Below are 13,738 nucleotides of genomic sequence, written 5' to 3'. Positions count from 1 at the left end.
CCGACAGTCAGGCTACAGGCAGGAATGATACGCTGAGGATACGACAACGATTGGAGGATGTTTATGCGTACACTCGAAACGGCACTATGGATCACGAATCTCGCTATCGTCATCGGATGCGTCATGCTATCGCGAAAACGCCGCCGCCCGGTTAGCTTCTGCTCCTGGGCCGCGGCCTTGAGCGCAGCATTAAGCTTCGCGCAAATATTCGCGGAAGGATACCGCTGGCAGATGCTGCCGGTTTATGCCGCCAGCCTGGCTGCAGGGGGAATGGCGCTATATCATGCCGGGACTTCGCGCAAGAAGACAAGGAACGCCGCCTCGGACATGAGCGGTAATCCGCGCCCACGGCTTCGCGGATTCAAGCGTTTGATGATCGCTTTGGTATTATGCTTGTATGCCATCCTGTCGGCAGCCCTGCCATCGCTTCTGCCGGTGTTTACGTTTGCCGAACCGCAAGGAACGTACAAGGTCGGAACAACGACAATGATGCTGGAGGATGAACGAAGGGAAGAGCCGGCTACGGAGGATCGGGCGGATCGGCGCAGGCTCATGATTCAAATCTGGTATCCGGCGGAAGCCGGCACAGGCAGCGGCAAGGCGCCATACATCGAGCATCTGCCGACCGTTCTGGAAGGCCTGCGCCAGTCGATTTCAATGCCTCCGTTCCTGCTGAGCCAGCTAAAGTATGTGCAGCCTTATGCCATGCAGGATGCGGAAGTATCCCGGGATCAGGAGCGATATCCCGTGCTGCTCTTCTCTCACGGGCTTTCCGGCTTTCGGAACCAGAACACGTTTCAGGTAACGGAGCTTGCCAGCCGGGGATATATCGTGGTCGGCATCGACCATGCCTATGACGCCGCCGCCGTCGTGTTCCCGGACCGGACCGCCATGCTCAAGCTTGGCAATTTATCGGGCTTTGATGCCTACGAGGAGAAGAGCCGGCTCTGGGTGGAGGATGCGAAATTTGTCCTGGACGAGCTGGAGCGGATGAGCGGGCCTGCCGCTTCAGGGTTCTTGTCCGGGCGGCTCGACATGGACAAGATCGGCATGTTCGGCCACTCGTTCGGCGGGGCGACCGCGGCGCAAATGCTGCTGGCGGACAGCCGGGTGAAGGCCGCACTGAATATGGACGGAACCCTATACGGACAGCCGGTGCCGGAAGGCGGCTTTGGCAAGCCGTATATGCAGATGAATGCTGAGCTAAGCATCGACCGTGCCGTATTTGAACAATCGCTGGACCGGGCGATGGCGTCTTCCGGCCGCAGCCGGGAGGATTACGAGCAGTTCTGGGCCGAGTCGGTCGAACGCCGAAGCCGCGCGGAGTCGGGTGAAGCGCATACGATCATATTTGCCCATGCGAACCATATGAGCTTTACGGATTTTTACCTGTTCTCCCCGCTGCTTCCGCCCAAGGGTGCGGAGCCAAGGCAGATGCACAGCTCGATCAACGCGCTGTCCGAGGCCTTTTTCGATCAATATGTGAAAGGCGATCCGGGCGCCTCGGTTGAAAAGACCGCGCTCAGCCTGCCGGGACTGATCCGACCGTAAATTTTCAACTCCAGCCAAGCATGGTGACATGCCGGGCTGGAGTTTTTGATAGTAAGAATGAACCCCATTCATCTATAATGGAATCAGGATTTTATTTCCAAATGGAATGTGACAAGGGGGATTGAAATGTCGGAGTATCACGTCCGCATTTTGCAGCTTCGGGAGGATGCCCGTGCCAACGGATACAGCTTGGGCCGCAGCCTGCAAGGACATTCGATTGTGCAAGCGTTCGAAGCGATGACCAAGCCGGAGATTGATACAGACCGGATGCGCGGCATTTACCGCACGTTTGCTCCGGTGCTGCTGGAAGAGCTTGAGGGGCTGGCGGAGGGGCTGAAGCTTCCGTTCGGCAGGGCAGCCGCTTTATTCAGCGGATACGATGTGCCGAAGATTGCTGCGATGGGCTGCTCTGCCCTGATGACCCGCGGGTTTTACGCCAGAAATTATGATTTTGCCCCTGAGTTCTATGACGGACTGTTTACGCTGTCCCAAACAGGCCAAGGCTATGCGACGGCCGGCTACAATTTGCAAGGGATCGGCAGGCATGACGGCGTCAATGAGAAGGGACTCGCCGCCGGCTTGCATTTTGTCAGCTTCGAAGGATACCGGACGGGCGTGTCCCCTTGGATCAGCGTGCGGATGGTTCTCGAGTCCTGCGCGACCGTAGAGGAGGCCGCCGACATGCTGCGGAGCATTCCGCATGCGGCGTGTTACAACTTTTCGATCGGGGATGCGCATGGCAGCATGGCGATTGCCGAAGCAAGCCCGGATCAAGTGCTCATCCGTACTGGCGAGGAGGCGATGGCTTGCGTGAACCATTATGAAACGCTAACGGGCCGTAACCGCCCGTCCATTGAGCATTCCCTTCGCCGGAAACGCTACCTCGAAAGTTTGGATCCGGAGCGGTTAACTGCCGCGGAAGCCTTCGACATATTTAAGAACCGGCAATCCCCGCTATTCTTCACGGATTACGACCAGCTCTTCGGAACGCTTCACACCTTCGCGTATTCGTATGAGGACGGCGTCGTATTAACTTCCCTGGCGCAAGGCCATCCGCTCGAGTTTTCCTTCCGGGAATGGGTTCAGGGTAAAGATATCGAGGCTCGGGAGCTTACGGGGCGTATCGACGGTCAAAAGGAATAAAGCGATGCGAGAGAGGTCAAGCTCATGGATCCTTACTTAACGGTATTGTCAGGCGGTGACCCGGATAAGGGGACCAGTGAGCATCGTCACCGGGATGAAGGCCTGCTACGGCCGCATACGCGATGGTGGAGGGACGGTGGATCGTTCAATCGGTCAGCTATACGGAACGGGCCCCGTCGGCATTAGTCTCGAAACTGACGCCGGAGGATAGAGCGGCTTTCATGGAACCATGAAGGGAAGCCGATCGGTGGCGGTTACCATCTAAAGCGCTTCTTTCTAAATCGGGAGGAGCGCTTTTTTTCGTTGTTGGTCTCATGATTAACTGCGGGCTCCTGCTGCCTTAGAAAATGAATGTTATATTTTTTCGTTCAGCCGGCTAGTTCCAGGTGAAATTATATTATAATGTACATATTCGAGCTCTGATACGAAACAAAATTTGCGACTACAGGAAGACCCTGGTGGGAACATCATCATGAATCGAACATCCCGGTCTTCGGCTTCGGAGGAATTGCTTATGGGAATGGTCTTCTCGATTTTGAAAAAATACCGCGTTGCCGCGATTGCCGCACTCGTCATGATGCTGATCGAGCTTACCGTGGAGCTGATTCAGCCACTGCTCATCTCCAAAATTATCGACGACGGCATCCAGAAAGGAGATCTCCCGGTCGTATGGATGTGGGGAGGCGTCCTGCTGGGCAGTGCTGGCATCGCTTTCATTGCCGGCATTGCGAGCTCCTTCTTTGCCGCGCATACGAGCCAGGGGCTGGGCTATGATCTTCGGGACAAGCTGTATGACAAGGTTCAATCCTTCTCCTATTCGTTGTTTAACCGGTTCGCCACCTCCTCGCTTATAACGAGGCTGACGGGAGACGTGACCCAAATCCAGGAGACCGTGTTCATGGCGCTGCGGTTCATGAGCCGCGTGCCGCTGCTGGTGACGGGAAGCATTATCATGGCGCTGGTCGTCAATGCAAAGCTGGGCGTGCTGCTGGTGCTGACGGTTCCGGCATTGTTCATCTTTATCGCCTGGATGATGAGACGGGCAGCCGATGCGTTCCGTACCGTACAGCAGAAGCTGGACGCCGTCAACGGCGTCATCCAGGAGAATCTGACCGGCATCCGCCTGATTCGCGTGTTCGTTCGCATGGGGCACGAGATTCAACGCTTTGCCCGGACGTCGGGCGAGCTGATGAGCACGACCGTGTCGACGCTGCGGCTTACGGAGATCACGATGCCCTTCATCCTGCTCGTGATGAACGCCGGAATTATGGCCGTGCTGTGGTTCGGACGCAGCGATATCGCGGCGGGAAGCGCAAGCGTCGGCGAAGTGGTTGCCGTCATCAACTACTCTCTTCGCTGCATCGGAGCGATGTCGGCGCTGTCCTGGATCGTGGTCGCGTTCTCCCGCGGACGCGCCTCCGCGCAGCGGGCGCAGGAGGTTCTGCAGACGGAAGACCGGGAAGCCGATCAGGAGAACGGCCAACGATCCGCAATGAAGCGGATCGAAGGGGCCGTCGAGTTTGAGCAAGTCAGCTTCAGCTATCCCGGGAGCGATATCGATGTGCTGACGGATATTTCCTTCCGGGCCCGGGCAGGTGAGCGCATTGCGATCATGGGGGCGACCGGCTCCGGTAAATCCTCTCTCGTTCAGCTCATTCCGAGGCTGTATGAGCCGGATCAGGGCACGGTTAAGGTGGACGGCATGGATGTCGGCTCGATCTTGGCCGATCATCTTCGCGGCAGCATCGGTTATGTTCCGCAGGAGGTTCTGCTGTTCTCGGGCACGGTGCGGGAGAATATCGCCTGGGGCCGTGAAGACGCCACGCTGGAGGAGATTCAGGAGGCTGCGAGGCGCGCGCAAATTCACGATACGATCGAACGGCTGCCGAGCGGATATGACACGATGCTCGGTCAGCGCGGGGTCAATCTGTCGGGCGGCCAGAAGCAGCGGCTGTCGATTGCCAGGGCGCTTGTCCGCAAGCCGGCAATTCTCATCCTGGACGATAGCACGAGCGCGCTGGATGTGCGTACCGAAGCGGCGCTGCTGGATGCGCTGAAGGATCTATCCTGCACGACGTTTATCATTACGCAGAAGATCAGCTCTACGACTTCGGCCGATCTCATTCTGCTGCTCGACGATGGGCGCCTCATCGGAAAAGGGAACCATGAAACCTTGATGGAAAGCTCTCCGCTGTATCGCCGCATCTATGAATCCCAATATGGAGAGGAGGCCGGGAAGCATGCTCAAGGCATTCATTGAACCGTTCCGCCATCCGAGACCTCAGCTGGATTTGGGGAAAGGAACGGACGGCGCGTCAGGCCGCAAACCGAAGGCAAAGGCCAAAAACATGTCAGGCACGCTGGCCAGAATCTGGTCCTATCTTGCCCGGCGCAAGGGCAAGCTGGCTTTGGTGCTGCTGATGGTCATGCTAAGCTCGGGACTGTCCCTCCTGGGCCCTTATCTGCTTGGGATCGGCGTGGATGAGTTCTTGGTCAGTCTGAAAGGGCCGGAGGAGGCCCCCTACGATTCGGGCTGGATTTACTTCCTGATCGGCTTGGCAGCCGTCTACATTCTGCAGGCCCTGACGACCTGGCTTCATAACGTCTGGATGATCGGGATCGCCCAGGAGACCGTATACCGGATGCGCATGGAATTGTTCACGCATCTGCACCGGCTGCCGATTCCGTTCTACGGCAAACGGCAGCAGGGCGAAATTATGAGCCGTCTGACCAATGATATCGAGAATGTCAGCTCGACGCTGAACAGCTCGGCCATTCAAATCTTCTCGAGCGTGCTGACGCTGGCCGGAACGCTGACCGTCATGCTGTGGCTCAGTCCGCTGCTGACGCTGCTGACATTCCTGGTCGTTCCGCTCATGGTGCTGGGGATGCGCTGGATCACCCGGCGGACGGGGCCGCTGTTCAAGGAGCGCCAGCGCAATCTCGGCGATCTGAACGGCTATATCGAGGAAACGCTGTCCGGCCAGCGGGTGATCAAGGCATTCTCCCAGGAAGAGCGGGTAATCCGGGAATTTAATGAGCGCAACAAGCGGATTCGGTTATCCGGCTTCTGGGCGCAGAGCATTTCCGGCTTCATTCCGAAGCTGATGAACGGATTGAACAACCTCAGCTTTGCGATCGTAGCGGGAATCGGCGGCATTATGGCCATCAAGGGCTATATTTCGATCGGCACGATCATTATCTTCGAAAGCTATGCCAGACAGTTCACAAGACCGCTGAACGATTTGGCGAACCAGTGGAATACGCTGCTGTCGGCGATTGCAGGGGCAGAGCGGGTATTCGAAGTGCTGGACGAGGAAGTCGAGGCGAAGGATGAAGGGGCAGCCGTTACGTTAACGCATGTCGACGGGGCCGTAGCCTTCGAGAATGTTTCGTTCTCTTATGAAAAAGGAGGGGACACGCTGGAAGGCATCAGCTTCGAGGCCAAGCCCGGCGAGATGATCGCGCTTGTCGGCCCGACAGGCGCCGGCAAGACAACCCTGATCCAGCTGCTGTCCCGCTTCTATGATCCGGACAGCGGCCGGATTGCGCTGGACGGCCGGGACCTGTCCACCATACGCAGGGAGAGTCTGCGTTCGCAAATGGCCTTCGTGCTCCAGGATTCATTCCTATTCCAGGGAACCATCCGGGAGAATATCCGCTTCGGACGGCTGGATGCGACCGACGAAGAGGTTGAAGAGGCGGCCAAGCTGGCGAATGCGCATTCCTTTATTATGCGGATGAAGGACGGCTACGACAAAATGCTTAAGCCGGACGGAAGCGGAATCAGCCAGGGACAGAAGCAGCTGCTTGCGATTGCGCGTGCGATCTTGGCCAATCCCTCGATGCTGGTGCTGGATGAAGCGACGAGCAGCATCGATACCGTCACGGAGATCAAAATCCAGGAGGGCTTGCAGCGCTTGATGAAGGGGAGAACAAGCTTTGTCATCGCGCACCGTCTTAACACGATCCGCTCGGCAGACCGGATTCTCGTGCTGAAGGATGGGCGCCTGCTGGAGCAGGGCACCCATGACGAGCTGCTGAAGCAGGGCGGCTTCTACAGCGAGCTGTATCACAGCCAATTGAAGCGGGCGGCAATGTAAAGGCTCTGCGTGCAGTCTGCGAACGATGCGAATACAGGTTCGAAAAGCACACAGCAAAAGCAAAAGCAAAGCAATACCACCGGACGTTAACGGGCGAAGTATTATATTCGCTCTAAGCATCCGGTGGTATTTTTTTAATGCCTTTTGACGGTTAGTACTAGTCCTATCCTGCGCTGTCCGTTTGCAATCGAAGGAACAATCCCAGCAGCGTATTTGGTGGCCGGCTGCCCCAGAGCTTCGCCGTTATCCCTTGGATCCTGTTGCCTGAAGCTCCGGAGTACGCCGGGCGTTCCGTCCGAACTGTACGGCGTACAGCAGCAGGATGCCGAGCTGCACAGCCGCCAGAATGACATAGATGTTACTGTAGGTGGAAGCGCCTTGGTCTGTATTGAGCGGATTCCAGGCATGCGTGGCTCCTACATCAACAGCCTTCCCGTAGATCCCCGTGGCGATCGCTCCCGATAGAAAGTTCAGCAGGGAGAACAGTCCCATGCCGACCCCGGTCTGCTCTTTCGGCAAGGACAGTGAGATCGTCTTCGACAGCGAAATTTGCATGAACATTTGGCCGACATTGCCGAGAATCAGAATCAGCGCGATCCCAATCGGGGACACCCAGGCGAAGGAGGACAGCAGCACAAATCCGGCGATAAGCAGCGATGAAGCGGCATAGAACAGGTAAGAGGTTCCTTTCGTATCCGCCAGTTTGCCTCCGGTCCGCCCAAGAAATGCCGTAAGGACGGCACCCGGTACCATAATGAATCCGATCCAGCCAGGCTCAAGCCGATGAACGTCGGCGAGCAGCTGAGGCGTCAAAAACGGAAGGGCGTAGCCGATGCTCACAATGAATACGCCGAGCGTTAAGCCGACGGAGTAGCCGGCGTTGCGGAACAGGCGGGGCTGGACGAATGGCGTCTTAGCCGCTTTGATGCGAATCACGAATAGAATGAACAGGATGAGGCTGCCTGTGGCATAGATCCAGCCGCCTTGGGTAACGGCCAGCAGCAGCAGGGCAACCGTTCCGGCGAGCAGACCGCCGCCAAGCCAGTCAATCTTGCCGCCCTGCCCCTGCTCATCGCCCAAATATTTATGGTACAACGGGAGCGTAAACAAGATGACTAGCGGGATGAAGAACAGCCAACGCCAATGAAACACGCTTACCATGAGCGCCGATACGATCGGGCCGATGGCGCTGCCGATGGCGAGTCCCGTAGCGGTAATCCCGAGCGCCCGACCGCGGGTCTCCGCCGGAAAGTAACGTACCGGAATAATCATCGCGGTGGCGGGGATGACCGCAGCGCCGGAGGCTTGCAGGATGCGGCCGAGAAGCACCATCCAGTAAGCCTGCGATGCCAAACCGACCATGGAGCCGACGAAGAACAGCAGCAAGCCGAACGTAAGCAGATTTTTCAATTTATACGTATCGGCAAGCTTGCCGTATATGACGGAGCCGATGGCATAGATGAGCATATAAATCGAAGACACCCAGCTGACCTGCGCAAAGGATAACTGAAAGTCCTTGCTCATTTCAGGCAGGACGATGTTAAACATCGTTGCGCTCATGGATGAGAGAACCATCGTAAACGCCAAAATGCGTATCAATTGATTAGCATGGGGTCTTTCGGGATCGACGTGCATATCGATTCCCCCTTTCCTTTGATTACGATTTATTTTACAATCGATAGTTAATAAATAAAAATATATGTTAAGTTATGCATTCATATACTAAAGGTTATGGAAAGAGAGGTTGATTCATCATGGAACTGCTTCAGCTTCAATATTTTCAGACCGTGGCCCGGATGGAGCATATGACCAACGCCGCCAAGGAGCTGCGAATCGCCCAGCCTGCCCTGAGTAAGACGATTGCCCGCCTGGAAGAGGATCTGGGCGTTCCGCTCTTCGACCGGCAGAATCGGCAGATTAAGCTTAATTCGTTCGGTAAAGCGTTTCTGAAAAGCGTGGAAACCGCCTTGTCGGCGCTGGAGGAGGGGCGGCGCGAAGTGACGGACCTTGCGGGAATGGAGCGCGGGAGCATTCGCTTGGCGACAACGGCCTTAAACCGGCTTTCGAAGGCGCTGGGCGCGTTCCGTACCGCTTATCCGGAGGTGAACTTTCGAGTCGTCCAAATTCCCCCGAATGCCATGTTGGATATGGTGGGGATGCTGGAGAACGGCGAGGTGGATTTATGCTTTATAGCAGCATCGCTGGAGGAAGCTAAAATCCGGGAAATGCCTGTCCTGCAAGCAGAGGTGTATCTGGCTGTACCTGCAGGACACCGGCTGGAAGGACGCGAGTGCATCTCGCTCCAGGAGCTCTCGGGCGAAGCCTTCATCGAGTACAAGGAGGGACATCCGTTCCGTAAAATGAATGATGAGTTTTGCGAGTCGGCGGGGATCCGCCGAGAGGTCGTCTGCGAAGTGGATGAACCGGCAGCCCTTAACAGCCTGGTGTCAGCCGGGCTGGGGCTCGCATTTGTGCCCGGATGCAAAGGGGATGACAAGCCGCCGTATTCCATGCTGCGCATCGAATCTCCCTCCTGCCACCGAACCTTCTCCATAGCTTGGCTGGAACAGCGGTATTTGTCCAAGGCCGCGCTGCGGTTTCGGCAATTTCTCGTCGACTATTTTAATGAGCTGCAGGAGCCGGTGGAGCAAGAGCGGATGGAGCAAACGCAGGCGTTCCGGCAGCTGCAATAAATGGAGCAGCCCCAGCCGTGCCGGCAGCTGCAATAATTGATTTATCCCAATATAACCAGCGGGGCAGAGGCAGGATTAGGTCCAGGCGCTGAAAAGACGGAGCCGCAATCGGAACGTAAAGCGAAAGATGATTAGGCCTAGAGCGGATGTGGATGATTTCCCGGCTGCTGCGCAAGCCGCAAGATTTGAAGCGGCAGCACAAAACGATAGAGCCCCTTATCTCTTGTTCGGCTGCAACCCGGTAAGAGGGACGGGGGCTTTTTTGTCGTGTTTACGTTGTTTGTGAAATGGAAGATTCATAGAGGGAGTCGGCAGCCGGAAGCTGCCATAGGACCTGCTTAAAGCCGCAGAAGCCGTTAAGAAAAGAGATGCTGTGCGCTTAGGAGCATGGTAAGGATACTGATTCCGATCATGGTAATGCCGGCAAGCTTCATGAGCCAGATTCTGGGTTCGATATCTTCGCCATCTTCCCCGCGTCGTTTGAACCATCGGAATCCGGATTGCGGAACGCATACCATCCGAATGCGATTTGCATGATACCAAGCAGTATCAAAAACATAGGATTAGCCCCTTCACTTACTTATTTATTTACGCACCCTCTCCTAACTTGTTCCAAGATATGTAGGGCTAAATCCACTTTCTCTGCAGCGCTTGCATCCTTTACGCTTCTAACCCAAATTAACGGTTGCCATCTATGGAATGATCTGGTATGATGGTGTCCTTCTCTCATTTTCGCCTTGTCTGAAGTGGACGGGTCCGCCGTCTAATATGCTTATCGGAGGTGCTGCATGCTTTATTTCACTTTGGCTTCCAAAGCCTATGCCCGCAATTTGCAATACCGCGGGGCCCACATGGTGCACAATATCGCAAGCGCGATGTTCGGCTTCATGTACGCGTGCATCTGGATCGGTCTCGGTGCGGATCATGCGCTTGGAGAGTACGGAACGCAAGGGATGGTCGGCTATATCGCCTTTACCCAAGCCGCACTCTGGATCTCCAGCTTCATCACCAATGGCCTCGGCATTCCCCAAGCCGTCAGAACCGGCCATATTTCCCTGGATTTGATGCGTCCCGTCCATTTGTTCAGCCATCTGATGGCCAAGGAATGGGGCCAGATCGCTTATCAATTCATTTACAAATCGATTCCGATCTACGTGGTGTACTATTTCACATTTTCCTTGGAACTTCCCGGAAAAGCATCGAATCTTCTATTTGTAGCCCTTGCGCTGGCTGGTGCAGCTTATTTATCGATCTGCATCAATTATCTCATCGGCGCATCGGCGTTGTGGACGACGGAATCCTCATGGTTGTATTGGGGCAACCATGCGATGATCAACCTCCTCGCAGGCTTCTTTATTCCTATCGAATGGCTGCCTGGCTGGCTGCAAACGGCAGCTTGGTGGTCTCCGTACCCTTATCTGCTGTATGTTCCGACTCGATTGTATTTAGGTTTTGGCAACGTTTCTTATTTGTGGGGAACGTTATTTTGGTGCGTGCTGCTTACGCTGGCTTGCTTGCTGGCGACCGGCTTCTTGAGGCGCAAGGTGGAGGTGCAGGGAGGATGACCGCAAAATCCTGGCTGTCGCTGTATGCGCTGCTGATACGTACAAGCATCAAAAGCCGCATGCAATACAAATTCAATTTTGTGCTGGCTTCCATCCTGGCCGCATTGATTCAGATCTCCGAATTTCTGATGGTCGCGATCGTGCTCTATAAATTCGGCGCCATTCAGGGGTGGTCGATGCACGAAATCGGCTATCTGTTCGCGGTGATGACCTTATCGAAGACGCTGTACCGGACGTTCGCTGATGAGGTCCACCATCTGGAAAAGTATTTGGTGAACGGCGAGCTGGACCAGCTGCTCACGCGGCCGATGCCGGTGCTGCTTGCGCTGATGCCGCAAAAATTCCGCATCATGCTTGGCGAAGTGCTGCAAGGAGGCTTTCTGCTCTGGTGGTCGCTGAGCGGCATGATAGGGAGCGGGCAGGTGGGATGGAGCGCTGTACCGCAGACGTTATACATCATCCTGACCGGGGCTGTCATCCTGTTCTCGATCGGACTTGCTACCGCGACCTTCGGCTTCTGGACGACCCGAATCACCGAGCTGCAGAATCTGACGGAGGACGCCGCAAGGACCGCAGCCCAATACCCGCTGACGCTGTACCCGAAATGGATGTCGTCCATTCTTCTGATCCTCGTTCCGGTCGGACTCGTGAATTATGTCCCGTCCCTATACATACTTCGCGGCGAGCTGGGATGGTGGGTGCTGCCGGCTTTGGCGGGAGCCGCGCTGCTCTGTCTCGCGCTCAGCTTGAAATTCTGGCAGTTCGGTTTGACCAAATACCAAAGCACGGGCAGTTAAGGAAGGAGGCAAACAGCATGATCGAAGTTCAAGATATTCGCAAGTCATTCAAAACCCCCGTTGTAAAGGAAGGACGCTTCTCTGGAATCCGGACCCTGTTCTCGAGGGAATACCGGATCAAGGAGGCGGTTCGGGGGATCAGCTTCAAGGTGGACCGGGGCGAGTTCGTCGGATACATCGGACCGAACGGAGCCGGTAAATCAACGACCATCAAGATGCTGACCGGCATTCTGCACCCCACTTCCGGAGAGGTGATCATCGGGGGGATGAATCCGCATCGGGAGCGGCGAGCCGTCGTCAAGCGCCTGGGCGTGGTGTTCGGCCAGCGGAGTCAGCTGTGGTGGGATCTGCCGGTTCGGGATTCATTTGATATCTTGGCCAAAATGTATGCCGTCGATGAGGCGGACAAAGTGCGGAGACTCGAACAGTTTACGGAGCTGCTCGATCTGCAGGCGTTCTGGGAAACGCCAGTGCGCAAGCTGTCGCTCGGACAGCGCATGCGCGCCGATCTGGCCGCTGCCATGCTGCACGATCCGGATGTGCTTTTCCTAGACGAGCCGACCATCGGCCTCGACGTTAATGCCAAGCGCAATATTCGCCATTTTCTGAAGCTGATCAACGAGAAATTCGGGAAGACGATTCTGCTTACGACCCATGACATGGATGATATCGAGCAGCTGTGCAGCCGGGTGATGGTGATTAACGAAGGAAGGCTGTCTTATGACGGAACGGTTCGCTCGCTTCGGGATTCCATCGGATTGCCTACCCTCATTACGGTCACCTTCCGGGGACCGTTCCAAATCCCGGAGTCATTTATGGCGACTGGCGACAGCTCGGCCCAGGCCCGAATCCGAGTGACCCGCGTTCTGGACCAGAGCGTAACGATCGAGGCGAACCGGCGCGAAATGAATACGCTGGAAATTGTCAAGGAGCTGGGGAAATGGGGGGAGCTGGATGACATCGATATGCAGGATCCGGATTTCGAGGATGTCATTCACAAGGTTTACTAGCTGTCTTTCATATCGCTTTTCATTTTAACCCAATCTTAAACTTGAGGTCGCTTTACTTTTCATAACGGCATGTAGACTGTTAGTTGAACGAAAGGCTGGACTACGATTGCCGGGATGGAGAGTATGATTATACCGCCGATCACCTACGCCTGTTCAAACAACTAATAGAGGTGATAGAGATGATGGAGAAGAATCGTTCACGAGCGAGAATGGCCGGGTACATCGCCGGTATGGCTGCGCTCATGTATGCACTCCCCCATTTTTGGTGGGGATTAGGGATTGGGCTGGCTTTCCCAGGCGACTTCAAGGGGGCGCCGGGTGAATTTTGGAGCGTCTTGATCGGATATTGGGGAATGGGAGTTTTAGCGGTTTTTGGCGCTTTGTTCGCGTTTGCCTTTGCCATGCCATGGGGAGAGAGGCTGCCGAAGCTGCTGCTTCTCATCCCGGCCTGGATCGGTTCAGCAGGTCTAACGTTATGGGGATTCTCATACTTTGTCCTGAAATTTCAGCTTGCGATTGGCCGCGTGCAATCGGCTCTCGCCTTTGCGGTCCAGGATGCAAGCCCGATGGCGGTGTGGGGCTACTTCTGGTATGGACTCTTTCTCGTATGGGGAATATCGCTGGGGACGGCTGCATTGTATACCGCAAAGATCCGCAAGGAGAAGACCGAGCCGTCGCGGGTCACCGGCTGAGGGATCCCGTCGACCGGCCGGATACGACCGGAATCGAAGGTTGCAAAATTCTAATGGATGAAAGAGTGGACATTTCCGGAAACATTGTACAATATAATAGATATCATATCGGGGGACCTCCGGGGTCCTCTTTGCATTTTATTGCAAACCGTCATACAGTAGGAGTAAGATCAGAGATTTGAAC

At 55.6% G+C, this 13,738-nt stretch carries 10 protein-coding genes; 9 read left to right on the top strand and 1 reads right to left on the bottom strand.

Translation table 11 applies throughout. The features are described from left to right. Window positions 1-63: 63 nt before the first annotated feature. From MKX76_RS16110 to MKX76_RS16095, 4 genes are all read left to right on the top strand, one after another. On the top strand, window positions 64-1,551 hold the full coding sequence (locus tag MKX76_RS16110) for an alpha/beta hydrolase family protein (RefSeq protein WP_144878432.1): 1,488 nt from the start codon (window positions 64-66) through the stop codon (window positions 1,549-1,551). A 126-nt stretch (window positions 1,552-1,677) separates the two neighbouring features. Beyond that, a complete protein-coding gene (locus MKX76_RS16105; protein ID WP_144878433.1) occupies window positions 1,678-2,694 on the top strand; it encodes a C45 family autoproteolytic acyltransferase/hydolase in 1,017 nt (338 codons plus the stop codon). A gap of 514 nt (window positions 2,695-3,208) precedes the next feature. Continuing rightward, window positions 3,209-4,954 (top strand): ABC transporter ATP-binding protein, encoded by a 1,746-nt coding sequence (locus MKX76_RS16100; protein WP_341035051.1) that lies wholly within the window; start codon window positions 3,209-3,211, stop codon window positions 4,952-4,954. Beyond that, on the top strand, window positions 4,935-6,797 hold the full coding sequence (locus tag MKX76_RS16095) for an ABC transporter ATP-binding protein (RefSeq protein WP_341034178.1): 1,863 nt from the start codon (window positions 4,935-4,937) through the stop codon (window positions 6,795-6,797). The genes MKX76_RS16100 and MKX76_RS16095 overlap by 20 nt, the downstream gene beginning before the upstream one ends. A 243-nt stretch (window positions 6,798-7,040) precedes the next feature. On the opposite strand, the gene MKX76_RS16090 is transcribed toward MKX76_RS16095, so the two are convergent. Continuing rightward, on the bottom strand, window positions 7,041-8,432 hold the full coding sequence (locus tag MKX76_RS16090; protein ID WP_341034177.1) for an MFS transporter: 1,392 nt from the start codon (window positions 8,430-8,432) through the stop codon (window positions 7,041-7,043). A gap of 119 nt (window positions 8,433-8,551) precedes the next feature. Here MKX76_RS16090 and MKX76_RS16085 point away from each other — a divergent pair, with 119 nt between their 5' ends. From MKX76_RS16085 to MKX76_RS16065, 5 genes are all read left to right on the top strand, one after another. After that, complete coding sequence (locus tag MKX76_RS16085; protein WP_028404518.1) at window positions 8,552-9,490, top strand: LysR family transcriptional regulator; 939 nt, start codon at window positions 8,552-8,554, stop codon at window positions 9,488-9,490. 788 nt (window positions 9,491-10,278) lie between these two features. Then, window positions 10,279-11,055, top strand: coding sequence for an ABC transporter permease (locus tag MKX76_RS16080; RefSeq protein ID WP_341034176.1), 777 nt, complete (start codon window positions 10,279-10,281; stop codon window positions 11,053-11,055). Then, on the top strand, window positions 11,052-11,852 hold the full coding sequence (locus MKX76_RS16075) for an ABC transporter permease (RefSeq protein ID WP_028404521.1): 801 nt from the start codon (window positions 11,052-11,054) through the stop codon (window positions 11,850-11,852). Before MKX76_RS16080 ends, MKX76_RS16075 begins: the two co-directional genes overlap by 4 nt. Before the next feature lie 17 nt (window positions 11,853-11,869). Next, the gene (locus MKX76_RS16070) at window positions 11,870-12,862 is read left to right on the top strand and encodes an ABC transporter ATP-binding protein (RefSeq protein ID WP_341034174.1); all 993 of its coding nucleotides are present in this window, start codon (window positions 11,870-11,872) and stop codon (window positions 12,860-12,862) included. A gap of 179 nt (window positions 12,863-13,041) precedes the next feature. Beyond that, window positions 13,042-13,554, top strand: coding sequence for a DUF3995 domain-containing protein (locus tag MKX76_RS16065; protein WP_341034173.1), 513 nt, complete (start codon window positions 13,042-13,044; stop codon window positions 13,552-13,554). Window positions 13,555-13,738 lie beyond the last annotated feature (184 nt).

The organism is Paenibacillus sp. FSL R5-0810 (assembly GCF_038002285.1).
GTDB lineage: Bacteria > Bacillota > Bacilli > Paenibacillales > Paenibacillaceae > Paenibacillus_AQ > Paenibacillus_AQ lactis.
The sequence above is the reverse complement of the archived record's forward strand: the minus strand, read 5'-3'. Positions and strand labels throughout refer to the sequence as shown.